This is a genomic window from Microcoleus sp. FACHB-SPT15 (assembly GCF_014849525.1).
Classification (GTDB): Bacteria; Cyanobacteriota; Cyanobacteriia; order Cyanobacteriales; family Coleofasciculaceae; genus Symplocastrum; species Symplocastrum torsivum.
The window spans coordinates 130641-154662 of the sequence record NZ_JACJNU010000059.1; the positions used below are offsets into that span (position 1 = coordinate 130641).

Consider the following 24022-nt stretch of genomic DNA (forward strand, 5'->3'; position numbering starts at 1 on the left):
TAGACTCAATACTGTACTAGAGCAATGTTCTATCTCCACGTCTTTGCGTTCTTCCCACCACCGAGTCTTCATTAAATTTAAAGATGGAAGTTGTATGGTGTCTCAACTTGCTCACAACCTTCGCTCTCTATTATCTGGTCATAGCCGTCTAGGCAAAGCGACCAAGGCGTTTGCTGGAACAGTACTCCTCACCAGCTTAGTCCTGACGGGTCTAATCGTTACTTTGCGGCAGTTCGGGGCACTGGAGGAGATGGAATTAGATGCATACGATCGCTTTGTTCGTTCACGTCCTGATGAAGGGTTGGATGAGCGTCTGCTGGTTGTGGGTGTGAGTGAAGAGGACATCCAAACGCGAAAAGAGTTTCCGCTACATGATGGTACACTGGCTGAGGTTTTAGAAAAACTTTTGAGGTATCAACCCAGCGCGGTTGGTATTGATATTGGTCGTGATGTGCCTCAAGGCCCAGCAGCAGGACGGGCGAGGTTAATTAATTTGTTGAAGGAAAGCGATCGCATTTCTGCCGTTTGCATCCTAAGTTCTGCAACTGAACCTGGTGTACCAGCCGCACCAGGTGTTCCACCCGAAAGGATTGGTTTTGCCGATATCCCTCAAGACCCAGACCGAGCAATACGACGAATCGCTCTTGTTTCAACACCAACCCCACCTTCTAAGCTCATTGGAACGCCTCATCTGTGCAATTATGCCGACCCCGACAACCAGCTTCTATCCTTGAGTTTCCAGTTAGCCTCAACCTATTTAGAACCAAAAGGCATCGTACCGGAGCAAACCGAGAGTGGAGAAATTCAGTTAGGCTCCGTTGTGTTTCCTCCTCTCACTGAAAATGCTGGGGGTTACGCTAAGGCGGATGCACCTGATTATCAGCTAATGCTGAATTACCGCTCGGCGAGTTCGGCTGTGCGCCAGGTCAGTATCACCCAAGTCTTGCAAGGGCAAGTCGATCCGGCGTGGGTGAAAGACCGGATTATTTTAATCGGCTATACCTCTCAGGTGGCTAAGGACACGTTTGCGACGCCCTACCTTTCTAGCGAAGAAGCCACCAGAAATATGCCAGGAGTTGTCATTCATGCTCAAGCAACGAGCCAGATTCTCAGCGCTGTTCTTGATGGGCGTCCACTCTTGTGGTACTTACCAGAGGTGGGTGAGATTCTGTGGATTTGGGGTTGGTCACTCGTTGGAGGAATCATCGCCTTTTACCTGCGGCGTCCGTTACCGTTTCTTCTCGTTTGTGGTGTTGCGTTAAGCCTGTGTTACGGACTGCCTTATCTCCTCTTTCTCCAAGGAGGCTGGATACCACTGGTACCATCTGCGATCGCTCTTTTAATGACTGCAGCCGGGGTTGGCTTCATTGATCGAGCGACAAAGGCAGGTTATACGCAAGCGATTTACGAGCAACTCAGAGAACAACTTGTCCTTGGGGGCAAGTTAGGGGCAGAGCAAGGACAGAAAGCTCGTCAGGCAGATTACCTAGAGGACTTAGTGCGAAGAGCTAGATCGATTCGCCAGCAAAGCAGTCCAACAGAAGTATTGGACTCTCATCCCTTAGAGGAGGCTCCCCAACCGCAGACAATCTCAACCTCAACTTCTGGAATGAAAGATGTGGATACTCTGTATCAACAAATTAAAGACCAAGTTGAAAGTGACCTCGAACGAGAAGAGAAGGAGCCTGAAACGACAAAAGCTCAACGCCTAGCCCAAGCTAAGGAGCAGCGGCTGCAAAACTTACTTGCGCGATCGAGGTCTACTCGGACTCATCAGGAGGGGAACCTTAAGGAGCATGGCGTTTCTGTAACGCCGCAGGACTCGACAAATGCTCAATCTGATAGCGAAGTAGAGACGTGAGTAAAGTAAGCGATCGCACATTCAAGGGCAACATCCCATCCTCCAGTGCGTGTTTATTGCAAAAAATCCCCGTTCTAGCTGAGTTCAGGGTTTTTGATTTCGGTAGTAATTACCAAAGTGTGGAGAGGAGAGTACGTCAACCCATGCCTTCCTCAAATTCATCAATCGCTTGAATCTGGTCTGAAATCATGACGCATTGTTCTAGTAAGGGTATGTTTAAATCTGGCAATAGCTCACTTAAAGTAATTTGCTCGTATCCGTGAGTTTGCAAAAACTTTGATGGCGTTTCTTCTCGTAAATGGTAGAGCGTAAGTCGATTGACTTTCCACATCCAGACTTCAGTGACTTCCAAACGTCGGTAAGTTTCTAGTTTGTCAATGCTACCGCTAGTAATAACTACTTCAATAGCTAGATCTGGGATGCTTTTCTCTTCTCCTATGCAGTAACATTCGTCGGGTTCAGCCCCAGCTCTTTTAAGTCGCTTTTTAACAGTAGGACTCCCCATTGGAGTGTGTTTAATTCGCTTTTTAAGGAGATAAAACTCTACCAGGGTAGCCAAACGTTTTTTGAGTTTTTCATGTCTTAGGGACGGCGACACAATTTCTAATACTCCATCCAAGTAGGTGACACGGTAGTGAGAATTGTTCTCCAGTTTGGCTAGCACAGCTTCGTATTGCTGCCAGTTCACCTCGCTTCTAGTGAATCTCTCCTCTGGATCGTCAAGGCTTGCGAGTTGTGGATCGTCAATGAGTTCAAAAAGACTACTAACCATTGTTTAAAACCAAATAACTGAAACAGCTTTTCGTCTTTATTAGACGATATTTGTATTTCGTAGAATAGACCTCTTAAAGCCTTGATAAACCGTAATTTCCTCGAACTAACGCATCAATTCAGCGCAAGCATAAAAGATCAACTAGGCACTGTAGATAGTGAAACAACAGACTGAGGAAACTGATTTTTTAAAGCTGGCAACACAGGACACGGCTTTTTCTGCTGCAAGTTGTCCGATGCTTGACCTGTGAAGGTATTCCACCGGAATGGCCCCTTTTCGGCGGCTGATATCCACAGAAGGCGTTTAGCTCGTGTCATGGCAACGTAGAGGAGGCGGAATTCTTCAGCCGTCTTTAGATGTCCGGCTTGTTCCCACGCATCCATTGCCATTGGGATAGGTTGTTGGTGGAGACTGGCGCGAATTTGCGCTCTAGCAACTTCTGCGAGGGTAAAGTCTCCGAGAAACTGGGATGCTGTGGGTACCCAAGGACTACCAGGAAGCGTGTCTTCATGCAAAAACGGGAGGAAGACATAATCCCAGTCCAGTCCTTTGGCTTTGTGCATGGTAATGATGGTGAGTTGACCTGCACGGAGATAACGGGAGTCGGCGTCTTCAGTTTCTACAGGTTCAAAGCGTTCGGACGTAACAATTTCAGTCAAAGCGTTGAGGGTTGCCCTCATGGAACTGTTGCCGTGGGTTTGTCTTGCAACCCGTTCTGCTAATTTATCAGCCGTTGCGAGTTCCGATTGATCGTAGTTTAAAGTCAGCGCGAGGAAGGAAATGAGCTGATAGTGGGGGAGTTCCAGACGGGCGCGAAGTAAACTACTACAATAGCGCCGAGCTTGACGGACTGGTGATGTTTGTTGGGGGTCGAGGGGGCCAGGGTAGAGGAATTGCTCTGGGAAGGTGGCGAGGGCGTTAAGGTCTTGGGTGGGTATACGCTGGCGCTGAACCAAGACTTCTAGTGCCGTTTTGAGGTAATCGGGAGAATGGGGTCGGTCGAGGAATTGTAGAAGCGCTAGCATTTCAGCCGGAACGTGGGAATGGCGATCGCTTCCTTGCACATCATATACTTCTATTCCGTGCTGACGCTTTAGATAATCAAGCTTTTGAGCAACAAAACTGCCTTGGCGATTTTCTCGTACCAATACGGCAGCTCGATGCTCTGGATTTGCAGCAAATAACTCAACAACGCGATCGCCTATGAGTTGGACAGTATCATAAATGTCCCTAGGAGTATAGATTTCTAAACCACGACCGACTGGCTGAGGGTTGGCATCTGTTTGAGGGTCATTGGCACCCACAGGACGAATCATCTGGGAACGAAAAGCTTGCTCGGCACCTGTCAACTGAGAATGATTCACCCAGTTCAAGACGAAGTTGGCGGCATCAATAATTATTGGGGTACTACGCCCCGCTTGATCCATCGTTGCCAAACGCTCTTTAGCTTGGCAGTCTTCGCAGAACCAATTGAAATAAATCGGGTCGGCTGGAGTGAAGGTGGAGTTAATCGCTTGATTGGGGTCACCAACCCGAATTAAATTTGCTGGTGCTTCTAGGTTATTTGAATCAGTAGCAAGGATTTCTAGCAGTTCAGCTTGTAAGGGTGTAGAGTCTTGCGCTTCATCTTCAAAGACGGCAAAGACTTTGTTTTGCTCAATCTGGCGGATGGTGTTGTTGGTTCTGAGTACCCGTAAAGCTGCCAGAATCATATCGTCGTAGTCGATGAAATCACGCGATCGCGATACAGTTTGGTATTGTTCATACAATCCCGCTGCGATCGCTAATGTTTCATAAGCATCGGGTGTTTGTTCAGATAGCCTCCACAAATCCTCTGGTAATAAACCAGAGCTTTTCGCTTCATGGATAACGATTTGGGCAATGCTTGGTAATACCTCAGTTCGCAGAACCGACTGCCGCCGCAACCGCTCTGTTTCTTCCCCATCAAACTGACGCCCCTCTAATAAGGTTGAGTAGCGACGAGGGTTAGCCGCAATCCACTGCTCAACACAAGCACGAATCAAGCGATGGCTTTGGTTGGGTGTCACCAGGGTTGCATTCCCAAGATTGAGTCCTGATAACTCTGGATAACGGTTGGCAATGTTTAACGCTAAACCGTGCAATGTATAGACAACAAAGCTATTTTGTGGTAAGTAAAGCTTCTTTAGATTTTCGCGGATTTTGGCTTTGATACTCGCGGCGGCAGAGCGAGTGAAGGTAACAACGACAAGTTGACGCTTGCTGTGAAGTTGGTAACGTGCGATCGCAAAAGCCGCTGCTACTGCCATACCCGTAGACTTCCCTGCCCCTGGTACAGCAGAAACCGCCAGTTGTCCTCCTTGCCAGTCTGCCATGCTTTGTTGTCCGCGCCGCAAACCCTCGCGGAGTCGCTGCAATTCCCGCTCTCGTAATACTTGTGGAGGAAGAGTTCGAGTAATTTGGTTTTGGGGGGTATCGTTTGACATCTCTAGGCTTTAGGCATTGCGACCTGTAAGCTACAGTCTAGCGTGGTGTACTTATTGAAAAAGCGATCGCATTTAGTAAAGCTAGGTTAATGAGTAGGGATACTTAGCAAATACATTATGTGACGTAGGCTTCGATCTAAATCAAGGCTTCAAGACTATCATTTAGAAGATTGTTGAAGAAACTATTCAGGTGTTTTTATGGTTTCTAATCTTAAGAGCGAGCAAGTTCGCGTTCATCAAGCGCTCGATCTAACTGAAGAAATTGAACGATACAAGGGTCTTGTCCAGGCTTTATCAGATACAGTCGAGGCAAAAGTCTCTTACATTGACTCCGAGCAGCGCTATCAATATGTCAACAAGCAGTATGAGGAGTGGTATCAAACTACCTCTGATAAGCTTGTCGGTAAAACAGTCCAAGAGCTGATGGGAGAGGATTACCAATATGTGAAGCAGCATCTGGATTCAGCCTTGTCTGGCAAGGAAGTCCGGTATGGTTTCATTTTGAACTTTCCCGATGGTCAAAAACGTTATCTTTGGATAACTTATGTTCCCCATGTCAATGAATTGTCAGAGGTTAAAGGCATCTTTGTTATCTGCCAAGACATCACGATTGAGCAGAAGCGTCTAGAGGAAAGTTTAGAACAGATAAAAGCGACCGAAGCATAGCTAATGGCAACGATTATAGAAATGGAACTGTGAATCCTCTAGCCAATGAGGGTAGTTTTTAGGTAGTGCTGTAGCCTGGTCTTGATAGCGTAAGCTTGACAGAAACAGGAAGTGCAAAAACCAACTAAGTCAGTTCGGTGGAAATAAACGTTGTTGGTTGAGCGTGATTAGCGATTAGGAAACTTTACCTAGCCACTTTCTCACCACTTCCTATTTCCCGAAAGACAAGTTATGTTTAATTATGCCTACTTCCTTAATGTTCTACAACACTACCGCTTGTTGTAGTGACTTTGACTTAAATAGTCTCTCACGAATATGAATTATGCCTCCCATACAGACAAGGCGAAGAGTCAAAAAAGCTCTACTCGATCCAATGACTATCAAGAGAAATCTAGTATCCCGATTGAGTGGTATAAGGGTTTATACAATAAAATTTCCTGTGTCTGCCTTACTGTATCGATGGATGGAGTAATTCTTGATGCCAATCGGTTCGCTTGTGAACATCTGAATTATTCAGCCGAAGAATTAGTCAAAACATCAATTTTTACTATTGTTAATCCTGAAGAGCAAGAAAGACTCCAGTTAGCTTTGACCAAGTATGCTCAAGGTTTAACTGAAAAGGTAGCTGGAGAGTTTCATTTAGTTGCCAAAACGGGTAGAACTTCAGCAATAAAATTAACCCTTGATGTTTTACAGCAAATAGATCAGAATCCAGTCCTATTATTCATCTGTGAAGAATTAACGAGAGACAAGAATTTAGAAGAGTCGTTTCAGGATGTTCAGTCACCAGTTCGACTGTTGGTAGACGCTTTCCCTGGGAAAGTCTCTTATGTAGATGCACAAAAGCGTTACCGATTTATTAGCAAGCGATATGAGGAGTGGTCGCTGATTTCCTCTGAAGCAGTTTTAGGTAAAACTGTTGAAGAATTCATGTCACCACTTAAGTATCAAGAGATTGAAAAATACATAGAATTAGCCCTATCCGGTCATAACGCTAGTTATGAATACGCTCTAAAGTTTGAGGATGGAAAACAGCGCCATCTCTCAATAGACTACGTTCCACATCTGAGTAATTCAGGGGAAGTTCTGGGTTTTTTTGTGTTCTGTCAAGATCTGAGCGATCGCAAAAAAGTTGAAGAAAAGCTGCGGCAGTTTAATGAAGAGCTAGAAAATCGAGTCAAAGAGCGCACCGCTGAGTTAGAAAAGTCTCTAACTGAGCGCAAGCGAGTACTTGAAGCACTACGTGAGGCAGAGGAAGAAGTTCGCAAAGCGCTTTTAAAAGAACAGGAACTGAGTGAACTAAAATCTCGCTTTCTTTCTACGACTTCCCATGAATTTCGGACTCCTCTAACTACTGTCCTTTCTTCATCAGAAATGCTGGAACGTTACTGGCACAAATGGAGTGAGGAGACACAACTGACTCATTTGCATCGCATTCAAAACGCTGTCAAGCAAATGACCCAGATGTTGCATGATGTGTTAACGCTCTCGCAAGCCGAAGCTGGGAAACTAGAGTTTAATCCCGAACCTCTGGATTTGGAGCAGTTTTGTCGTGAGCTGGTAGAAGATCTACAACTGAGTGATGGTGAGCGCCATACAATCGCTTTCGAGAGTGAATGCCAAGACGTTCTAGCTATTCTGGATGCCAAACTGCTACGGCATATTCTTACCAACTTACTAACGAATGCCCTTAAATATTCTCCTAACGGCGCTACAGTTAGGTTTTCTGTAATTTGTCAGGAGCAGGAAGCAACTTTTCAGATTCAAGATCAGGGTATTGGTATTCCAAAAGAAGACACAAAATGTTTGTTTGACTCCTTCTATCGCGCTACTAATGTAGGCACAATCCAAGGAACTGGATTAGGGCTTGCAATTGTCAAACAGTGTGTGGATATATACAAGGGAAAGATTGCTGTCGATAGTGTTGTTGGGAAAGGCACAACATTTACTGTAACCCTACCCTTAAGGCTGTAAAACCAGTTGCCATTCGGCTTGCTGTTGATTCCAAGCGGGTATTGGTGTCTCACCCACTACATAAGGCCCCCAATATCGGCGGGAGCCATCCTGAGCAAAAGCAACCAAAATATCTCCCTTAGATAACAGGAGATTGTCTTGGGGCAGCGAGAGAAGCAGCCCTTGGCTACCGCCTTCCATTGGTGCAAAATCCCAGTGCGCTGGCTCTTTGTAAGCTTTGGACTGTGTTGCCCGTGCCAGTAGCGCCACACGAACAGGATGTTCTGTTGGATTACTCACTCGAAAAGCCCCTCGACGTGCGGCTACCGCTTCTGGATCTGGACTTTTGGAGGGTGAGGCAACTGGGGTAGGTGATGTCGGCGAAACCGTTGGAAGGGCAGGCGGAAGCTTTTCAACCTTCTCGACTGCTGGCGTTCTGGGTGACTCAATCTCTGGTAGTGAAGAGATATCTGGTGGCTGTGGCTCTATCGAAATGGTGAACCGAAATAATCCCAGTCCTATTCCAGCGAGTCCTAAGAATAAAACAATAACCAATAAGGGATAAAGGGAAGATTTAAACTTTTTCATCCGTTTTAGGGTAATGACCCTGCACCACTGCTTAAAAGTTATCAGTTACAAGTTATCAATTATCAGTTGCAAAAGTTTTATTACTTCATAGCTAATAACTGATATTTTTTAATTTTCTCCCTCATCCCATTAAAGCTAAGCAAGTAGACACAATTAAACAGAACTCGTCCTTTTGGGGACTAGGTCTGGTGAATCCTGGCTAGGAGACGTTACCCAGTCTTCATTCCCTAAGACCCCAATTACTTAAACCAACGACGTTTATGGTTACTGAGCTACTTAGTCAATGTGTCCAACCCTTAGCAAGGGAAGGTAAAGTGTGATCTTAAAGTGTTTTTCCCGTTATTGTCAGGTCGAATCATGCAAAATACTCGTCTTAATAACCTTGTTAATGCTGCCTGGACGCGGTTAGGGGAATGGTTTACTAATCCCTGGCGACACATTTCACTTGTCTTGATTAGCTTGCTCTTGGGTGTCTTTTTGGGAACGGCGATTCCCACAACCGCTGGACAAGCGGCTAACTGGGACGTGATTGTTGCTGGGATTTTGGTTCTTTTCACAGAAGCCGTGAGCCGGATTGTTTATGGTGGCAACCGACGGCGGAAAAAAACGACTGAGGGTGTTTCTACAGCTTCCCTGCTGTCTGAAGTGGTTAATGCTCTGAAACTTGGTCTGACTTACAGCTTGTTTGTGGAAGCCTTTAAAATTGGTTCTTGATCGTATGTTGCAACCGGATACATCGCTAGGTCAAATTCTTCATGACTGGGCAGTAGAAGAGAACTCAACTACCTTGCCGTGGCAACAACTGGCAGCAGAGGAACTAACCTCATCACAGCGAGCAAAGGCATTTGGTATCACAGGCGCAAATGTAGAGGAGATTATTCAGGCGCGATCGCTTATTTTCAAAGCCGTTTACCCTCATATCCTCTCTCTCCCGGCTTTCAGAAACCAAAGCCGGGAAACAACACAGATTTCCCAATCCCCAGCCCCCAATCCCCAATCCTCAATCGCCTTATCCCTCTGGAACCTTTGGCTTCCCCTTGCGATGCAGCTAGCCTCATCACGTCAACAACTGAAACGTCCTTTAATCCAAGGAATATTAGGGGGACAAGGAACTGGCAAAACTACTCTGGCAGATGTCTTGAGTGTGATTCTTGCTCATTTAGGCTACCGTACCCTCAGCCTCTCCTTGGATGACCTCTACAAAACCTATGCAGAACGACAACATCTCCAACAACAAGACCCCCGCCTGATCTGGCGAGGTCCACCCGGAACCCATGATGTTGAGCTGGGTTTGCAGCTTTTAGACCAACTGCGTCAACCCAATCGACGAGAACCAATTCTCGTGCCTCGCTTTGACAAGTCTGCGTGGGAAGGCGCAGGGGATCGAACCACTCCTGAACAGGTAGAAGGTATTGATATTGTGCTGTTTGAAGGCTGGTTTGTTGGGGTTCGACCAATCGACTCAGCCGTATTTGATGCACCGACACCACCACCGATTCAGACTGAGGCTGACCGCTTGTTTGCTCGTGATATGAACGAGCAGTTGAAAGGCTATTTACCGTTGTGGGAACAACTAGACCGATTGATAGTGCTTTACCCAACAGACTACCGCCTCAGTCAACAGTGGCGACTGCAAGCAGAACAGCAAATGATTGCTACAGGTAGATCGGGGATGACTGAACCACAAGTTGGAGAATTTGTCGAGTATTTTTGGCGATCGCTCCATCCAGAATTATTCATCACACCACTAACCAAAAATCCTAGATTGGTAGATCTAGTCATTGAAATTAATCCTGACCATACTGTTGGTACTGTTTATCAACCAGAGGATGCTTAGAGTAAGCTGATGGGCATTTAAATTTTAGAATTGAGTCCCTTACCGCGTTATGAGCATCTCGTTGCGGAAGCGAAAAACATTATATAAATATTGTTTATTACTGCTATAACTTACACTAATTAATAATTTGTTCAGGCTCATAGTTCTCAGAAAAGACAGTCTGAATTAACAGGTTTTGTGAAGAAATGCCATTAAATTAAAGAGGCAATTGGTTACTCTGCTGGAAGCAAACTTAAATTATGAAAAAAACATGATTTAAAAATGAAGTAAGAATGATAAAAAATTAAATGCCTCTATCTTTAGTGTTACAAATAGAAAGGAATCTTCATTCGTTACATCTTTAGCAAATGGATTTAGTCACGACTGTATTGGTTTCTGTGGGATTGGCGGCTGATGCTTTTGCAGTTTCTCTTTCGAGCGGCACAGCAATCAGACACATGAAAATCAATAAAGCGCTAAAGATTTCCTTATCTTTTGGCTGTTTTCAAGCGCTCATGCCTTTAATTGGCTGGCTTGTCGGGCTAAGCTTCCGAGGTTGGATAGAAGCTGTTGATCATTGGGTGGCTTTTGGGTTACTGAGTTTCATTGGAGCCAGAATGATTTATGAAGCAACTCAGGAAGAAATCCCTGATAAAAAATTCAATCCACTAGATATTTATACTTTATTAACCTTATCTCTAGCCACTAGTATAGATGCTCTAGCTGTGGGATTTGGTTTTTCTGTACTACAAGTTTCCATTGCTGCAATTATCACTGCTATTGGATTAATTACCTTTTCTTTATCTTTTGTTGGTGTCTTTGTTGGTCATAAGTTTGGTAATTTATTCGATAATAAAGTGGAAATGTTTGGCGGATTTGTTCTAATTATTATTGGCAGTAAGATTTTAGTTGAACATTTGACGGGGCTAGCGAGTTAGCTTCTGTTGCAGTAGGTTTATTCAAAAAAATGAAATTCATTTGTCGGGACGCAAACCATTCATTAGTATCAACTTAAGACAAGAGCAACTGGAAGTCGCGGCTACCCTACAGCAATACTTTTGTTGTCATTTATAGTACATAAGTACTAAAAATAGGTTTAGTGACATTCTCAATTAATCACTTCCTCCATAGGGCAGACGAAGACAGGGTTTTCTCTAAGTAGGGTGATTATCAAGCAGTCGTGAGTGATTTCCCACTACTCGAAAGAAGCTCTATGTTGCTGAAGTGAAGGCTATAGAGCATCGAGTATTAAAGAACACATCACGACTGGAGAAATATCCATATCATTTGTGGGAAAACAGTAGCTGTAGAACAATGGGCTAATGACAAAGCTCAATAGCCGAAACTGAGTTTGTTATTGGCTGTAGTTTTGATTCTTCAAATTCAAAAATGGCAAAGCTTATTCTGGTTCGTCACGGTCAAAGCACTTGGAACGCTGCCAATCGATTTACGGGTTGGGTTGATGTTCCCCTAAATCAGGTTGGTCGTACAGAAGCGATCGCAGCCGCAAAAAAAATCAGTCCTTATCCGATTGATGTGGGTTTCACTAGTATGTTAGTGCGTGCGATCGAGACAACTGCTATCTGTCTAACGCAGTGTGAAGGAGCTTGTGGTACTAAAAGTCCTATATTTAAACACGACGATGACGACCCTAACTGGCATGGATGGGACAAGTATGATGGTGACAAAAGCCAAGAAGTCCCAATTTTCCTAAGTTCATGCCTGGATGAGCGCTACTACGGCGACTTGCAGGGGAAGAACAAAGCGGAATTGGCAGAGAAGTATGGCAAAGAACAGGTGCATATGTGGCGGCGATCGTTTTCTATTCGCCCACCAGGAGGGGAAAGTCTAGAAGACACAGCGAAAAGAACATTACCGTATTTTCGGAGCCGGATTCTCACTCACCTGAAACATGGGGATAATGTCATTGTTGCCGCTCATGGCAATTCCCTACGGTCAATCATTATGGAACTCGATCAGCTTAGTGAAGAGGAAGTTCCTAAACTTGAACTTGCAACTGGAATCCCCACCGTCTACGACATCAATGAGGAAGGTAAAGTCGTCGGTAAAGAAATAATGGATTAAGTTTTAGTGCTTCCCATGCGTAAAACAAAGATTATCTGCACACTTGGTCCCGCCAGTTCTGACTTCGACACCATCAAAGCAATGGTCGAGGCAGGCATGGACGTAGCGCGGCTGAACTTCTCTCATGGCGATCGCGCTACCCACTTAGACTATATTCGCATCGTTCGCGACGTTTCCCAAGAACTGAATCGCCCCATTGCTATCCTTCAAGACTTACAAGGCCCAAAAATCCGAGTTGGCGAAATGGAAGCAGGTGTCGTCCTCACCCCAGGTGAACAAACTGTAATCACCATGGATGATGTAGTCGGTACAGCAGGGCGATTTAGTTCCACCTACAAAGGTTTAGCTAGGGATGTAAACGTTGATGACCCAATCCTCATCAACGATGGCTTACTCAAACTTCGGGTAGACCAAGTGAGTGGTAGTGATATCCATTGCTCTGTAGTCTACGGGGGACCGCTGAAAAGCCACAAGGGAATAAACCTCAGTCTCTCCTCGATCTCTACTCCTGCCCTTACCGATAAGGATAAAGAGGACTTGGAGTTTGGCTTAAGCCAAGACGTGGACTATATCGCTTTATCCTTTGTCCGGGAAGCGGCTGATCTTGAGCAAGTTAGAGAGTTGGTGAAAGGTTCTGGCAAACGAACTCACGTCATTGCTAAGGTAGAACGTCACGAGGCAGTAGAGGCAATGGAGTCAGTTGTTGACGCATCTGATGCAGTTATGGTTGCTCGTGGTGACTTGGGCGTTGAAATGCTCTTGGAACAAGTTCCGGCAATCCAAAAGTCCTTAATTGATACTTGCCGGAGCCATCTCAAGCCAGTAATCACCGCGACTCAGATGCTAGAGTCGATGATCCAAAATCCGCGTCCCACGAGGGCAGAGGTTTCTGATGTTGCTAATGCAATTTTAGAAGGGACGGATGCTGTGATGCTTTCAGGGGAAACTTCAGTTGGGCGCTACCCTGTGGAAGCCGTGAGAACGATGGCACGGATTGCCGAGACAACAGAGGCGCGTTTGAAAACCTCCCCCCTTTACATTGATGGCTTCAAGGAACACGCTATTTCAAATTCTGTAGCTCATGCTGCTTGTCAACTCGCGCAAAACCTCAAGGCAAAAGCGATCGTTTGTTTTACAGAAAACGGTTTCTCCACCCGAATTCTCTCTAAATATCGTCAGCCAATTCCGGTGATTGCCGTCACACCGACAGAGAGTGTTCAGCGTCGGTTAGTGCTTTATTGGGGAGTTCAGTCCTTACAACTTCAAGAAGTTTATAGCACTGACGCGATGATTGTTTTGGCAGAGCAAGCTGCTGTTGAGCATGGGTTTGTTGCCAAGGGAGATGTTGTGGTGATGATTGCAGGTTTGCCGTTGGCAATTACTGGAGTGACGAACTTAATCAAGGCGCACCGCATTGGAGAACAGGTTGCGGTTTGACTTGTTGCTGTTTCAATCCCTGATAGGGATTTAAGTTGATTGAAAGCTCATCGTTGGCTACTTTACCAGTGGCGCTAAGTGCGTTTCAATCCCTGATAGGGATTTAAGTTGATTGAAAGGTCATTTAGATAATAGCATCCTAGGCAACAGCCTTGGCAAGAGGCAAAGCTTCTTATTCGACTCAAAGCTAGTATCCATAAGCCTTTGAGAAAGTGCGCGAACCTCAAAACTGAGTAATAACATTCAGACCCTTGTCCATAAAGAGATACCACTATAAATTGCCCTGTGTCCTGAAAAACACCCACCCACTCGCGCAATAAATCGCTAAGCTGCCACAAAAAAATGCAATCTGCTTTGCAGCAGTACAAGCGATCGCTTAAAGCAGTTCTCAGTTGCATGAAGTACATCAAAAAACCTTACCCCCAACCCCTTCCCTACGAGGGAAGGGGAGTAAAAATCAAAGCCTCTCAAGAGTAGGAGAGAGGTCAGACTGTATCTCATCTAATCGAGAAGGGCTATATCTCACACTATTTAGTTTAAGTTCTAATCTTAAAGACAAAACATTCAGTTCCGAAAACGGCTAGCAATTGCTAGATACCAGATTTATGCTGACAGCATGAATTCGGATTTGATGCGATGAGCAGTTTGCTTGACCCTGATGCTTGTTACCGAGCAATCCAAACTAAAGATGTCCGCTTTGACGGACGGATTTTCATCGCCGTTCGCACAACTGGCATCTTTTGCCGCCCTATCTGCCCAGCCCAGACACCAAAGCGAGAGAATTGCACGTTCTTTGCAAGTGCGGCAGCAGCGAGTGAGGCAGGGTTTCGTCCCTGTTTGCGCTGTCGCCCGGAACTATCGCCAAATTTGTTTGCACTTGTTGGAACAGCATCCACAGTTTTGCGATCGCTTCGTCTGATTGCTGAGGGCGCACTTGATGATGGTACGGTGGGAGAACTAGCGGCACGAGTGAGAGTAGGCGATCGCCATTTGCGGCAGTTATTCGCCAAACACCTAGGAACCTCACCAAGGGCAGTTGCACAGACGCGACGGCTTTTGTTTGCCAAGCAATTACTCGATGAAACCTCGCTATCAATAACAGATGTGGCAATGGCGGCTGGTTTTTCCAGTATCCGCCGATTTAATGCCGTAATTCACAAAACCTACCAGCGATCGCCTAGTGAGCTGCGATCGGCACAAAGTAAACTTGGAGATGCTACAAAAACCCCTGAAATTACGCTGAAGCTTCCTTTTAGCCCACCCTACAATTGGTCAGCTTTCGTTCGCTTTCTATCAGCTAGAGTCACTCCAGGGCTAGAGTCTTTGGGTTCTGACTTTTATCGACGGGCTATTTCCCTTGACGGGATGCATGGTGTTGTTGAAGTCCGCCCGGTTAAGGAAAAACACTATCTGGTTGCTAGTATCCGTTTTCCCAAAGTGGCGCTTTTGGGTCAAATTGTTGAGCGATTGCGTCGGATGTTTGACTTGGATGCGAATGTTGCAGAGATTACTACCCATCTGCGGTGCGATCGCATTCTTCGTCCAGCAATTTCTACCTTACCAGGACTGCGGGTGCCTGGAACCTGGGATTCCTTTGAACTAGCAGTACGTGCAATTCTTGGACAGCAAATTAGTGTTGCTGCTGCTACAACCCATGCAGGACGTTTAGTTGAAGCTTATGGTGAGCGGTTGGTAATTGAGGGAGTGCCTTGGGAAGAATCTAACTTGCGATTTGTTTTTCCCCAACCCGAAGTTTTAGCAAATGCTGACTTAACTAGCATCGGAATTATGCGATCGCGTGCCTTTGCCATTACCTCACTGGCTACTGCCGTTGCTCAAGATAGTCAAATCCTGACAAATTTCCAAAATTTAGACGATGCGGTGCAAAACTTGTCTAAGCTTTCTGGAATTGGTGAATGGACAGCTCAATATATTGCAATGCGGGCATTACGCGAACCCGATGCTTTTCCCGCTACCGATTTAGGGCTGTTACGTGCGATGGAAAAATTAGGGCATCCCGTAACAAAAACCCAGTTACTAGACGTTTCTCAAGCTTGGCGACCTTGGCGTGCTTATGCCGCAATGTTCCTCTGGTCATCACTCGATTCAACCCTATTATCCATGCAGGAGGAGCTATCCGCATGACTACACTCTTAATTGACAAAATTGATTCCGAGATTGGAGAGATTCTGGTGGTTTCCGATGGGGAAAGTCTCACTAGCCTCGACTTTTCAGACTATGAGCCACGCATGATGAGGTTACTAGAGAAACGCTATGGCTCTGTCAATCTTGTAGAGAAAAAGAATCCCCAAGGATTTAGCGATCGCATCCGTGCATATCTGAATGGTGACTATAACAGCCTGGATGATATCCCAGTCAAAACTGGAGGAACACCCTTTCAGCAGCAGGTTTGGTTAGCACTCCGAACAATTCCACTGGGAACTGTGATTTCCTACGGTGAGTTGGCGGCAAAACTGGGTAAGCCAACCGCATATCGAGCAGTAGGGATGACAAACTCACTTAATCCAGTTGCGATCGTACTGCCGTGTCATCGAGTAATCGGTACAAAGGCTTCCCTTACTGGCTACGCTGGTGGTTTGGAGCGCAAGCACTGGCTGCTTCAACACGAGGGTGTTGACTGTCACCTTGCTCCAATTCAAAGTTCACGCATTAAAAATTCAAAAGTTAGGACTTATGCAAAGTGATCTATTAGATGATTGGCAAAGATAGAATAGACCTAACGGTTGACCATCCTCCGGATTTAGCCATTGAAATTGATGTCACCTCTAAAACGCAAATCAGCGCCTATCAATCGTTGAAAGTCCCTGAAATCTGGTGATACGACAACGGCAAGATTGAGAGCATTCCGCAAGTGGATGAGAGAATAAATTGGCAAACCTTTCTAGCTTATGGCATACAGTGATTTTACAACCTTAACTAAAGTTAGAGAAGCCTTTGGGTTAACAATAGAAGAATCAATCAACCTATTTACTGATATTCCAGAAGTCTTGCCCAGTTCTCATCTACAGACTACTTTAAATGAAAATGTTTTTTTGGCAACTGCAATCAATACAGAAAAAGCGCGTGCCGAGTTAATTATTGCTCCGGTTTTATTAGAAGTCAGACGAATGCTTAATTTTCAGATCGGTTTTTTTTCTGGCTCAGAGTTCAATGTCGATTTGCAAGCAGGTTTGAGCGGATATTGCGATTATATTCTTACTGCATCAAAAGAATCTTATGAAATTCGGACTCCAGTTGTAACCTTGGTAGAAGCTAAGAATGAAAGTATTAAATCTGGCTTAGGGCAATGTATTGCTGAAATGGTAGCAGCCCAATTATTTAATCAACGGAATGGAGAGGCGATTGAAAGTATCTATGGAGCCGTAACAACGGGAACGGATTGGAAGTTTATTAAGTTGACTGATAAAACCGTCTGGGTTGATAAGCGAGACTATTTTATTAATGAAGTAAGTCAGATTTTGGGAATTTTAACAACACCGTTTAAAGATTTACAATCAGAGTAAATCTTCTTCAGATAGCTGGGCTATTTTCATCAATGCTCTCAACGTTCCAACTTTTAAATCTTGATTACGGTGAATAGGAATTGACAGAATTTGTTCGACTTCAGGGTTTTCATAGATATGATGACTGCCAGTAATTCTTCGCAAAACCCACCCTTTTTGCTCCACAATCTTGCACAGTCGCTTGCCAGAAATAGATTTCATACAGCAATTTCGACAATTTGATCTGTTGGCTCAATTGCATTACGACTGTTTGCAACATCCAGCCAACCTTCAATAGCGTCCTTTAAATTAGCTACCACCTGCTCCATCGTGTCTCCTTCAGTAATGCAACCAGGAAGCGCAGGAACCTCTGCCCAATAGCCACCTTCTTCTGCTGGATGAATGATTGCTCTAATTTTCATACACATATTGAGCTAGTTGTTGAGAATATAGTAACAGGCTTTAATGTGATAGATGAAGAGACGCGGTAAATAAAATAAGCTTGCACACACACCAAGTTACAAAGCTGAAATGGTTGCAGCCTAGTTATTTAATCAGAAAAATTGAGAGGCGATCGCAAGTATCTATGGAGCCGTAACTACGGGAATGGATTGGAAGTTTCTTAAGTTGACTAATAAAACAATATAGATTGATAAGCGAGACTATTTTATCAATGAAGTAACTCAGAGCTTAGGGATTTTAACAACACCGTTTAAAGCATTTTATTCTATAGAATGATTAAGCGATTGACTCCCTTTTGTACATTACGCTTAAGCTAATGCACACTACAAAATAGGCGATCACGCTAACGTTCCCGTTCAGGGGCGGCAAGTGACCTTTGCATCCACACCAAGATCTCCACATTCCGTCTGCTGCAACGGGAACGTTATGCCGCTCCTGTCATAACTGACTGATGTATTCGAGGAGATTAGCTTCAGCTTTGAACCATTCTCCAGCCAACCTCATCTCCCTAAACTGTTGATGCAACGCTCGTTCTAGCTCTTGAGCTTCTTTAGCTCCTTCAACTTGTACCGATTTAATTAACTTCAACTTAGCTGGACTGGATGTTTGAAGTGACATCATCCTCCTTGCCAAATTTTTGGCTCGACCTATTTTGATGGCATTGCTATCTTCATTGAGAATAAAGTAAACGAAATGAGCTTGATGGGCTAACTTCTCGCCATCGAGAGAGTGTGTTCTATTGCCTGGAGTCACAATCTTAGCGTTTGGACTTATCCAGGTTTTGAGCCAGGTACATACTGCTTGAATAGTTAGGGACTTTTGCGCCCTTATCGTAATAAGCTCTCCATCAATATTCAACGTGAACTTCTTCGCGCCAGCTTTGCCTCTAGAAGGAAGATTGCCGCCATTCGGGAGTTTTAAGCGTTCAGATGGAGAGCGGCAAAATTTTGTGTATGTATCTGGATATCCAGTGGGAATGCTAAATCGTTTGCTGTCTTCCGTTGTAACCTCTACCCATCCCCAACCCTTGTATGGGTCATTTGGATCTCTGTCAATGTAAATAGTGTTCCAGTATATCCTGCCCATCAACCTGGATCTCGCTAAACAACTCAGGTAGCCAATCGAGAGCATTAATCCGATACAGATACAACAAGGGTGAAGTATTGCTAATCGCTTCAGGCAAAATCGCTCTCCAAGTCCTGTAATTCCGCTTCCAATGGAAAAACCTTATAGCGTCCCAAATTCATCAGGAACTCAACCCGCGACATTCCAGCCAGTTCAGCCGCTCGACCCGACGAGAGGCGACCTAGTTCGTATAGCTTAACCGCTGCTAAGATGCACAATTCACGAGCAAAGGTATCTGCATCAGAGTTTTCAGCCTGCAACACTGCTTCTGGCACGTTAATCACAATCTGCCGAGTCGTCATAGGATTGTTCCTGTGGTGTGGAGAAGACTTTCTATCTTGATGATAAATTCGATTGAGCGATCACCTACCCTGAACAGACAAAAATGCGATCGCTCCTTGTTGACTGATGAAACTCAACAGGATGCGATCGCCATTCTCCCCTATTTAACTAAGAGGTGTTTTCAAAGGCAATTTAAACAAACCCTAAAAACTAAATTGGGCGCGTAAATTACCCACATAAATATTAGGATTGTCGCTGAAATTGTTCGGATTGCCAATCAGGTAGAAGGCTGGAACAATAGCAACGTTATTCGTCAGGGGATAGAAGTAAGTTGCTTCAAATTCATACTGGACACCACCATCACCACCACCAGAAACAAGAAAATCACGACCATCCAACACAGAGAAGGGTATTACATAGGATACTGTTGCCAAGGCTCCTTCCTTACCCAAGTCAGGAAATGCTACTCCTAACTGAATTGCTTGTGCATTGATTTCACCATCCGGTCGGGCTGGATTTACTGGATTGAGATTGGTACTCCCATAGGTATAGCGTCCAAAAAGACCCAAAAAGTCAGCAACTCGCCAGTCGAAGTTAAAGCCAAATGTATCGGCAGTTGCATTATTAAGAGAACCACCAAAACCATCATCGGCTAAGCCATAAATCGGTTCTCCAATAGCACCACCAATCAGTCCACCAATTTGCTGAATGTTAGAACGGTTGTAGATGAAGCGCAAGTTAATGTTTTGTGTCGGGGAAAATCCTAACTCTGCTGTAATCGTATTAGTGCCACCAAACAAGCCTTGGTCTGGGTTGGATGCAGAGTTAAACAAGCCGCCAGGAAGAAATTCATCACTCTCACCAAGATAAGCAACACGCAACCTGAACTGGTCACTAACATTCCAAAGTACTACTGCTCCAGAGCCACGATCAATTGTGTTCAGAAGAGTGCTGCCATTTGAGTTGAAGGTGCTGCCACCTGTTAAGAAGAACGTGTAAGCATTGTTGTCGAAGTAGCGATACCAATTAATCCGAGGTCCAACCACAGCCTGAATGCTATCCGTGACGGGGAAAGTGTAAAACAATTCCCGCAAGATTACGTCATTATCTCCAGTAATCGTTCCAGCCGTTTGGTCAAGAAACGGTGTACCAAAGGTGTTGTAAAGACCCGCAGAGGCAAAAACGTTGGCTGGTGAGTTGCCGTTCCCTACAGCTAGTTGAGTCACTAAGCTATCTCTACCTGTAAAGGAGGTTTCAAAGTTTAGCCATACCAGATTGCTGAATGTGATTTCGGGGTCATCTTCTACCGTCTGAGTAATCGGTTGATTTGTAATTGGATCTCGCCCTGCTTGTCTGAGGGCAAGGTCACCAAATAAGCCGTTAAGGTCAGTAGTTTCTACTAAGACATCATCATCGGCAAAAGCTCCCGTCAGGTTAAACCATGCTAAACCACTGAGCTTAGTAGTTGTGGAGAACTGGTGGTCTTCTAAGAAGGCAACACGACCCTCTAAGGTATCCACCCGTGTACCTAAGGTTGCCAGTTCTGTCTGAAATTCAGTAACCAGTCGTTGCAGTGTTTCTAAGTCCTCACGGGTGACAAAACCTTCTGTGCTAGCTGCAATTAAACGCTCAACCTGTTGCAAACAGGCGTTTAAACCTGCGGCAAATTCATAACGAGTGGTTGCTCGATTGCCTCGGAAAGTGCCATCTGGATACCCAGCAATACAACCATAACGTTCAACAAGCGATCGCAAGGCTTCATACGCCCAATCTCCCGGTGAGACATCACTGAGTTGCGAGACGTTGGTGACTTGCGACATCGGGTCATTGCGATCGCTAATCGCAGGATCTGAGGAAAGTTCGGTAACAGAGATAACACTCTCAAGCATTTGCGCGTTGGCTGGCTCAATAGCTTCTGCCTCTACTGTTGTCGGAGGTGCCGCTACAGTGTCCTGAACTTGCTCTGAGGTTAGTTCAGCTATGGGTGCTGTTGGTGAATTGCTGGAGAATCTCTCCCCTGCAAAGCTAGAAGACTCTTGCTCCCCCTTCTCTTGCTCACGAAGGGGTTGAAGGGTGATGTCTTTTAATTCGCTAGTAACATCACCAAGTCTCAACGCTGCGGCTGAGGCTTCAATCTCTTCTGCCTCTTGTGGCACAGTCGATAGCGCTACAGTGCCTTGAACTTCACTCGCCCTCACCTGCAACGACATTACAGACATTACAGTGCTTGAAACTAACAGAGACACCCACAAAGTTGTTGGCACACTAAGCCAAGCTTTCCAGGTAGTTGCATCCTTAACCATCAATCCTCACACCTATTCTTGACAAGAAGAACATGAGGATGTTACCAATTCCCCCTTTAGGTAGATGTAGTTTTGGCGACAGTATTTAATATCCTCTTAACCTGTTATCGGCGCTTCCTGACATGACGAGGAAGCAATGCTTAGCTAGCTTTATTGGCGTTTAAACTACAGTTGACTGACTGTTGATGGACTGCGTTTTGATTCATAAGAACACAAATAAATATAATTTTTCGCTTAAGAAGGTATGGGTTTTTGCACCTTTTCCCTGCATAATTTAAACGCGATCGCCTTAACATTTTTTAGTACAAGGCATTCCCCAAGCTGTTTGATTTTATTCCTTTATCCGGGTGCTAGATGACTCACCACATTCTTAAAGCCAGTTGTCAAACTGTTCATTTAGGCGGTTTTTCTCATCAGTTGGAACCTGCGTTAACTATTGATTCAGGTGACAGTATCGACGTTGAAACCTACACTGGCTTCTATGTTTCTGACAAAGCACCACCGGAATTTCTCACACCAGAATTTCTTGAGATTTGTCAGCATTTCCCCCCAGAACGTAAAGTTGGAACAGGCCCACACTTACTGACAGGGCCAATTTATGTCAAGGATGCTGAGCCTGGAGATGTTCTGGAAGTCAAGCTAGAAGCCATTTCACCTCGTCTTCCTATAGGTTTCAATGCGATTCGTCCCGGTTGGGGAGCTTTACCACAACAGTTTACAGAACCAAGACTACGCTTCATCCCTTTAGATTTAGACAAGGGCGTTGCAGAATTTCCGACAGGTAGCGGGATTAAGATTCCCTTGCAACCCTTCTTTGGTATTGTTGGCGTTGCGACAGAGGAAACCAGCCGTTCCTCTGTTCCTCCGGGTAGCTATGGCGGCAATATTGACAATCGAGAACTGCAAGCTGGCTCAAGGATATTCTTACCTGTTTTTGTTCCTGGCGGCTTATTGTCCATAGGGGACGGACATTCGGCTCAAGGAGATGGTGAAATTAATGTAACTGCGATCGAGACTTCCATGAACGGCACGATCCAAATTAATCTGCGTAAAGATTTGCCGTTCATATATCCCATAGCTGAAACACCAACTGACATCATCACTATGGGATTCGGAGAAACCCTTGATGCAGCCTTTGAGTTTGCCCTCACGCAAATGATTACTTTCTTGGAACGCTTTGCGGGATTGAGTGCAGAAGAAGCCTATGTTTTGTGCAGCCTCGCTGTAAACTTTCACATTACCCAGGTTGTCAACACTCCTCAAAAGGGCGTTCACGGTATGCTACCTAAATCGATCTTGCCCAAGGCAATCCAGTTATGACGCCTACAAGTTTATTGATTTTTGCTGCTGGTGGTTTGTTCGCGGGAATCCTTGCAGGTTTCTTGGGTATAGGGGGCGGTACGGTTCTTGTCCCTTTATTGGTGGCGCTAGGATATGAGCCAGTTGAAGCTGTTGCGACTAGTAGTCTCTCGATTGTGATTACGGCTATTTCCGGTAGCGTGCAGAATTGGCGGATGGGCTATTTTAGCTTGAAACGAGTAATGGGGATTGGCTTTCCTGCTGTCGTCACGGCTCAATTTGGAGCGTATCTGGCAGAATTATTTGCTCCCTACTGGTTACTAGCAACCTTTGGGATACTGCTACTCATTAATATTTACCTTGTCGAACTACGCAAACGCCTGAGTGCTAAGGAGAAACAGCAAAGTCAAGAGACAGCAGGCGAAAGACAACCTCAAGACTCAGGGCTTAAAGCCACGATTTCGAGAATTGCTACTGGTAGTACCGCAGGTGTACTAGCAGGTTTGTTTGGTGTTGGTGGTGGGGTAATAATGGTGCCGTTGCAAATTTTGCTGTTGGGAGAAACAATTAAAACGGCGATTCAGACAAGTTTAGGTGTGATTGTTATTACAGCGATTTCTGCTTGTGCAGGGCACGCCTTACGAGGCAATGTCCTGTGGGTTGAGGGATTGCTTTTGGGTGCTGGTGGCTTTTTAGGAGCGCAAATTAGTACTCGCTTTTTACCCAAGTTACCTGATCATGTTGTGAGTTTGGCGTTTCGTTCGTTGTTAGCCATCCTCTCTATTTATGTTTTCTACCAAGCTTGGCAAAACTATAACAGTTAGTGGTCAGCTATCAGCCATCAGCTTTTTTGTTTTCCTGACAAGTAGCGCTTGTTCCGCAGCCTTGAACTGTGGCTACTATGGAGAAACAGACACCATTGTCAAGAAAACGATGAAACTTAGCCTCTTAACCACTGCTGCACTGTTAGCCACTGCTGGTTTCTTCGCACCTATCAAAGCGCAAGACACCCAACTCCTACCAACTACGCCTTCTGTTCAAAGCCAAGCCAGTGGCGATCAAGTTCTGGAAGCGTGTTCCCAAGATCGAGCCGATACATTGCCTAACCCGTTTTCAGACGTTTCGCCCGACCATTGGGCATTCAAAGCTGTGATGAGTGTACATTACTGCGGTGCTTATCATGGGGAAATTCCTCTAGAGCGGGTTAAGCCCTTTTTACAACAACAAACACCACAGACTAGCAGCAACCAATCGCAGTGGGAGCATGACATGAAGCCATACTAAACTTGGCTTCCAGAGGTAGCAATGTCCATGAGGAATAAACGCTTCTGAACCAAAAAGGTTAAGACCTATAGCATAAAATCAGCCCTTTATTTTTTGCAATTCATTTCCTGTTATAGCCGCT

General features: G+C 45.1%; 23 protein-coding genes and 1 pseudogene. 16 read left to right on the forward strand and 8 right to left on the reverse strand.

Annotated features, from left to right (window positions below):
* Positions 1 to 94: 94 nt before the first annotated feature.
* A complete protein-coding gene (locus H6F98_RS23530) occupies positions 95 to 1861 on the forward strand; it encodes a CHASE2 domain-containing protein (RefSeq protein WP_192221138.1) in 1767 nt (588 codons plus the stop codon).
* Between the two features lie 136 nt (positions 1862 to 1997).
* On the opposite strand, the gene H6F98_RS23535 is transcribed toward H6F98_RS23530, so the two are convergent.
* Both H6F98_RS23535 and H6F98_RS23540 read right to left on the reverse strand, forming a co-directional pair.
* Entirely contained in the window at positions 1998 to 2633 is a 636-nt protein-coding gene (locus H6F98_RS23535; protein ID WP_192221139.1) for a Uma2 family endonuclease, read from the reverse strand.
* Positions 2634 to 2770: 137 nt separating this feature from the next.
* Positions 2771 to 5098, reverse strand: coding sequence for an ATP-dependent helicase (locus tag H6F98_RS23540; protein WP_192221140.1), 2328 nt, complete (start codon positions 5096 to 5098; stop codon positions 2771 to 2773).
* Between the two features lie 198 nt (positions 5099 to 5296).
* On the opposite strand from H6F98_RS23540, the gene H6F98_RS23545 reads away from it, so the two are divergent.
* Both H6F98_RS23545 and H6F98_RS23550 read left to right on the forward strand, forming a co-directional pair.
* Positions 5297 to 5764, forward strand: coding sequence for a PAS domain-containing protein (locus tag H6F98_RS23545; protein WP_192221141.1), 468 nt, complete (start codon positions 5297 to 5299; stop codon positions 5762 to 5764).
* 315 nt (positions 5765 to 6079) lie between these two features.
* Positions 6080 to 7738: a PAS domain-containing sensor histidine kinase gene (locus H6F98_RS23550; RefSeq protein ID WP_192221142.1), complete on the forward strand. Its 1659-nt coding sequence runs from the start codon at positions 6080 to 6082 to the stop codon at positions 7736 to 7738.
* On the opposite strand, the gene H6F98_RS23555 is transcribed toward H6F98_RS23550, so the two are convergent.
* Positions 7727 to 8305: a hypothetical protein gene (locus H6F98_RS23555; protein WP_192221143.1), complete on the reverse strand. Its 579-nt coding sequence runs from the start codon at positions 8303 to 8305 to the stop codon at positions 7727 to 7729. The genes H6F98_RS23550 and H6F98_RS23555 overlap by 12 nt on opposite strands.
* Before the next feature lie 357 nt (positions 8306 to 8662).
* On the opposite strand from H6F98_RS23555, the gene H6F98_RS23560 reads away from it, so the two are divergent.
* The 10 genes and pseudogenes from H6F98_RS23560 to H6F98_RS23600 all read left to right on the forward strand — a co-directional run bounded on the left by H6F98_RS23560 (position 8663) and on the right by H6F98_RS23600 (position 17167).
* Positions 8663 to 9019 (forward strand): DUF565 domain-containing protein, encoded by a 357-nt coding sequence (locus tag H6F98_RS23560; RefSeq protein WP_192221144.1) that lies wholly within the window; start codon positions 8663 to 8665, stop codon positions 9017 to 9019.
* Between the two features lie 4 nt (positions 9020 to 9023).
* A complete protein-coding gene (locus H6F98_RS23565) occupies positions 9024 to 10142 on the forward strand; it encodes a glycerate kinase (RefSeq protein ID WP_192221247.1) in 1119 nt (372 codons plus the stop codon).
* A gap of 347 nt (positions 10143 to 10489) precedes the next feature.
* Positions 10490 to 11059, forward strand: a complete 570-nt coding sequence (locus tag H6F98_RS23570; protein ID WP_192221145.1) for a manganese efflux pump MntP family protein — start codon at positions 10490 to 10492, stop codon at positions 11057 to 11059.
* 451 nt (positions 11060 to 11510) lie between these two features.
* Positions 11511 to 12206, forward strand: a complete 696-nt coding sequence (locus tag H6F98_RS23575; protein ID WP_192221146.1) for a 2,3-bisphosphoglycerate-dependent phosphoglycerate mutase — start codon at positions 11511 to 11513, stop codon at positions 12204 to 12206.
* 15 nt (positions 12207 to 12221) lie between these two features.
* Positions 12222 to 13643: a pyruvate kinase gene (gene pyk, locus H6F98_RS23580; RefSeq protein ID WP_192221147.1), complete on the forward strand. Its 1422-nt coding sequence runs from the start codon at positions 12222 to 12224 to the stop codon at positions 13641 to 13643.
* 342 nt (positions 13644 to 13985) lie between these two features.
* Positions 13986 to 14120 (forward strand): hypothetical protein, encoded by a 135-nt coding sequence (locus H6F98_RS34210; protein WP_277927610.1) that lies wholly within the window; start codon positions 13986 to 13988, stop codon positions 14118 to 14120.
* Positions 14121 to 14279: 159 nt separating this feature from the next.
* Positions 14280 to 15788, forward strand: coding sequence for a DNA-3-methyladenine glycosylase 2 (locus H6F98_RS23585; protein ID WP_192221148.1), 1509 nt, complete (start codon positions 14280 to 14282; stop codon positions 15786 to 15788).
* On the forward strand, positions 15785 to 16348 hold the full coding sequence (locus H6F98_RS23590; RefSeq protein WP_192221149.1) for a methylated-DNA--[protein]-cysteine S-methyltransferase: 564 nt from the start codon (positions 15785 to 15787) through the stop codon (positions 16346 to 16348). The genes H6F98_RS23585 and H6F98_RS23590 overlap by 4 nt, the downstream gene beginning before the upstream one ends.
* An 8-nt stretch (positions 16349 to 16356) precedes the next feature.
* Positions 16357 to 16479, forward strand: a pseudogene (locus tag H6F98_RS23595) (Uma2 family endonuclease); the annotation flags it as partial.
* A 73-nt stretch (positions 16480 to 16552) separates the two neighbouring features.
* Entirely contained in the window at positions 16553 to 17167 is a 615-nt protein-coding gene (locus H6F98_RS23600; RefSeq protein ID WP_192221150.1) for a hypothetical protein, read from the forward strand.
* Here H6F98_RS23600 and H6F98_RS23605 read toward each other — a convergent pair.
* The 5 genes from H6F98_RS23605 to H6F98_RS23625 all read right to left on the reverse strand — a co-directional run bounded on the left by H6F98_RS23605 (position 17159) and on the right by H6F98_RS23625 (position 21318).
* A complete protein-coding gene (locus tag H6F98_RS23605; RefSeq protein WP_192221151.1) occupies positions 17159 to 17368 on the reverse strand; it encodes a type II toxin-antitoxin system HicA family toxin in 210 nt (69 codons plus the stop codon). The two genes, H6F98_RS23600 and H6F98_RS23605, sit on opposite strands and share 9 nt — an antisense overlap.
* Positions 17365 to 17568 (reverse strand): type II toxin-antitoxin system HicB family antitoxin, encoded by a 204-nt coding sequence (locus tag H6F98_RS23610; RefSeq protein ID WP_192221152.1) that lies wholly within the window; start codon positions 17566 to 17568, stop codon positions 17365 to 17367. The genes H6F98_RS23605 and H6F98_RS23610 overlap by 4 nt, the downstream gene beginning before the upstream one ends.
* 478 nt (positions 17569 to 18046) lie before the next feature.
* Entirely contained in the window at positions 18047 to 18694 is a 648-nt protein-coding gene (locus tag H6F98_RS23615; RefSeq protein ID WP_192221153.1) for a GIY-YIG nuclease family protein, read from the reverse strand.
* An 89-nt stretch (positions 18695 to 18783) separates the two neighbouring features.
* Positions 18784 to 19035 carry a UPF0175 family protein gene (locus tag H6F98_RS23620; RefSeq protein WP_192221154.1) on the reverse strand — a complete coding sequence of 84 codons (252 nt, stop codon included), beginning with the start codon at positions 19033 to 19035 and terminating at the stop codon, positions 18784 to 18786.
* Between the two features lie 183 nt (positions 19036 to 19218).
* Positions 19219 to 21318, reverse strand: a complete 2100-nt coding sequence (locus tag H6F98_RS23625; RefSeq protein ID WP_242058666.1) for an iron uptake porin — start codon at positions 21316 to 21318, stop codon at positions 19219 to 19221.
* A gap of 354 nt (positions 21319 to 21672) precedes the next feature.
* Here H6F98_RS23625 and H6F98_RS23630 point away from each other — a divergent pair, with 354 nt between their 5' ends.
* From H6F98_RS23630 to H6F98_RS23640, 3 genes are read left to right on the forward strand one after another with little or no spacing between them, the layout of a single operon-like run.
* Positions 21673 to 22638 carry an acetamidase/formamidase family protein gene (locus tag H6F98_RS23630; protein WP_192221155.1) on the forward strand — a complete coding sequence of 322 codons (966 nt, stop codon included), beginning with the start codon at positions 21673 to 21675 and terminating at the stop codon, positions 22636 to 22638.
* Complete coding sequence (locus tag H6F98_RS23635) at positions 22635 to 23441, forward strand: sulfite exporter TauE/SafE family protein (protein WP_192221156.1); 807 nt, start codon at positions 22635 to 22637, stop codon at positions 23439 to 23441. The genes H6F98_RS23630 and H6F98_RS23635 overlap by 4 nt, the downstream gene beginning before the upstream one ends.
* Positions 23404 to 23901, forward strand: coding sequence for a hypothetical protein (locus H6F98_RS23640; RefSeq protein ID WP_199348839.1), 498 nt, complete (start codon positions 23404 to 23406; stop codon positions 23899 to 23901). The genes H6F98_RS23635 and H6F98_RS23640 overlap by 38 nt, the downstream gene beginning before the upstream one ends.
* Positions 23902 to 24022 lie beyond the last annotated feature (121 nt).

Excerpts from the sequence above, each read along its gene's own strand:
- H6F98_RS23545 (WP_192221141.1), top strand. The coding sequence starts at position 5,297 with ATGGTTTCTAATCTTAAGAGCGAGCAAGTTCGCGTTCATCAAGCGCTC.
- H6F98_RS23560 (WP_192221144.1), top strand. The coding sequence starts at position 8,663 with ATGCAAAATACTCGTCTTAATAACCTTGTTAATGCTGCCTGGACGCGG.
- H6F98_RS23605 (WP_192221151.1), bottom strand. The coding sequence starts at position 17,368 with ATGAAATCTATTTCTGGCAAGCGACTGTGCAAGATTGTGGAGCAAAAA.
- H6F98_RS23575 (WP_192221146.1), top strand. The coding sequence starts at position 11,511 with ATGGCAAAGCTTATTCTGGTTCGTCACGGTCAAAGCACTTGGAACGCT.
- H6F98_RS23630 (WP_192221155.1), top strand. The coding sequence starts at position 21,673 with ATGACTCACCACATTCTTAAAGCCAGTTGTCAAACTGTTCATTTAGGC.
- H6F98_RS23635 (WP_192221156.1), top strand. The coding sequence starts at position 22,635 with ATGACGCCTACAAGTTTATTGATTTTTGCTGCTGGTGGTTTGTTCGCG.
- pyk (WP_192221147.1), top strand. The coding sequence starts at position 12,222 with ATGCGTAAAACAAAGATTATCTGCACACTTGGTCCCGCCAGTTCTGAC.
- H6F98_RS23620 (WP_192221154.1), bottom strand. The coding sequence starts at position 19,035 with ATGACGACTCGGCAGATTGTGATTAACGTGCCAGAAGCAGTGTTGCAG.
- H6F98_RS23640 (WP_199348839.1), top strand. The coding sequence starts at position 23,404 with ATGTTTTCTACCAAGCTTGGCAAAACTATAACAGTTAGTGGTCAGCTA.
- H6F98_RS23565 (WP_192221247.1), top strand. The coding sequence starts at position 9,024 with ATGTTGCAACCGGATACATCGCTAGGTCAAATTCTTCATGACTGGGCA.
- H6F98_RS23535 (WP_192221139.1), bottom strand. The coding sequence starts at position 2,633 with ATGGTTAGTAGTCTTTTTGAACTCATTGACGATCCACAACTCGCAAGC.
- H6F98_RS23600 (WP_192221150.1), top strand. The coding sequence starts at position 16,553 with ATGGCATACAGTGATTTTACAACCTTAACTAAAGTTAGAGAAGCCTTT.
- H6F98_RS23585 (WP_192221148.1), top strand. The coding sequence starts at position 14,280 with ATGAGCAGTTTGCTTGACCCTGATGCTTGTTACCGAGCAATCCAAACT.
- H6F98_RS23555 (WP_192221143.1), bottom strand. The coding sequence starts at position 8,305 with ATGAAAAAGTTTAAATCTTCCCTTTATCCCTTATTGGTTATTGTTTTA.
- H6F98_RS34210 (WP_277927610.1), top strand. The coding sequence starts at position 13,986 with ATGCAATCTGCTTTGCAGCAGTACAAGCGATCGCTTAAAGCAGTTCTC.
- H6F98_RS23530 (WP_192221138.1), top strand. The coding sequence starts at position 95 with ATGGTGTCTCAACTTGCTCACAACCTTCGCTCTCTATTATCTGGTCAT.
- H6F98_RS23590 (WP_192221149.1), top strand. The coding sequence starts at position 15,785 with ATGACTACACTCTTAATTGACAAAATTGATTCCGAGATTGGAGAGATT.
- H6F98_RS23610 (WP_192221152.1), bottom strand. The coding sequence starts at position 17,568 with ATGAAAATTAGAGCAATCATTCATCCAGCAGAAGAAGGTGGCTATTGG.
- H6F98_RS23615 (WP_192221153.1), bottom strand. The coding sequence starts at position 18,694 with ATGGGCAGGATATACTGGAACACTATTTACATTGACAGAGATCCAAAT.
- H6F98_RS23570 (WP_192221145.1), top strand. The coding sequence starts at position 10,490 with ATGGATTTAGTCACGACTGTATTGGTTTCTGTGGGATTGGCGGCTGAT.
- H6F98_RS23625 (WP_242058666.1), bottom strand. The coding sequence starts at position 21,318 with ATGGTTAAGGATGCAACTACCTGGAAAGCTTGGCTTAGTGTGCCAACA.
- H6F98_RS23550 (WP_192221142.1), top strand. The coding sequence starts at position 6,080 with ATGAATTATGCCTCCCATACAGACAAGGCGAAGAGTCAAAAAAGCTCT.
- H6F98_RS23540 (WP_192221140.1), bottom strand. The coding sequence starts at position 5,098 with ATGTCAAACGATACCCCCCAAAACCAAATTACTCGAACTCTTCCTCCA.